Source organism: Butyricicoccus faecihominis, from assembly GCF_014648015.1.
GTDB classification, from domain to species: Bacteria; Bacillota; Clostridia; order Oscillospirales; family Butyricicoccaceae; genus Agathobaculum; species Agathobaculum butyriciproducens.
On sequence record NZ_BMQH01000032.1, the window covers coordinates 1 to 1,169 of the forward strand.

Consider the following 1,169-nt stretch of genomic DNA (forward strand, 5'->3'; position numbering starts at 1 on the left):
CAGCGCTGCCTGAACTGCAAGAACAAGCCCTGCATGACCGGCTGTCCGGTACAGGTCAAGATTCCGGAGTTCATCTCTCTGGTTGCAGAGGGTAAGTTCCTCGAAGCGGCTGCCAAGATCAAGGAGACCTCCGCACTGCCGGCTGTCTGCGGCCGTGTCTGCCCGCAGGAGAGCCAGTGCGAGTGTCACTGTGTCCGTGGCATCAAGGGCGAGCCGGTAGCCATCGGCCGTCTGGAGCGCTTCGTTGCCGACTACGCGCGCGAAAACAGCACTGAGAAGGCAGTAAAGCCGGAATCCAACGGCCACAAGGTTGCCATCGTTGGTGCAGGCCCGGCCGGTCTGACCTGTGCAGGCGATCTGGCTCGCATGGGTTACGAAGTTACCGTTTTCGAGGCGCTGCACACCGCAGGCGGCGTTCTGATGTACGGCATTCCGGAGTTCCGTCTGCCCAAGGCTATCGTGCAGAAGGAAATCGACACGCTGAAGGATCTGGGCGTTGAGTTCATTCTCAACTTTGTTGTAGGCCGTTCCGAGACCATTGACGAGCTGTTCGGTGACGGTTACGAGGCTATCTTTGTAGGCTCCGGTGCCGGTCTGCCGACCTTTATCGGTGTTCCGGGCGAGAACGCAAACGGCGTTTACTCCGCAAACGAGTACCTGACCCGCATCAATCTGATGAAGGCATACAAGGAAAACGCGGACACCCCGATCTACCACGCAAAGAAGGTTGCAGTAGTCGGCGGCGGCAACGTAGCCATGGACGCCGCCCGCTGTGCAAAGCGCATGGGCGCCGAGGAAGTTTACATCGTGTACCGCCGTTCCGAGAAGGAGCTTCCGGCTCGTCTCGAGGAGATTCACCACGCGAAGGAAGAGGGCGTTGTGTTCAAGTTCCTGACCGCGCCGCTCGAGGTGCTGTCTGACGAGAACTTCAACGTCACCGGCCTCAAGTGCCAGCAGATGGAGCTGGGCGAGCCTGACGCATCCGGCCGCCGCCGTCCGATTCCGGTCGAGGGCAGCGAGTTTGTGCTTGATCTGGACTGCGTTATCGCGGCAATCGGCACCAGCCCGAACCCGCTGATCCGTCACACCACGCCGGGTCTGGAAACCAACCGCAAGGGCTGCATCGTGGCTGATGACGAGCACGGCATCACCTCCAAGGACGGCGTATT

General features: G+C 60.3%; 1 protein-coding gene. It reads left to right on the forward strand.

Annotated elements, in window-relative coordinates:
* On the forward strand, positions 1 to 1,169 hold a 1,169-nt coding region (gltA, locus tag IEY11_RS14565; protein ID WP_188886902.1), incomplete at both ends, for an NADPH-dependent glutamate synthase.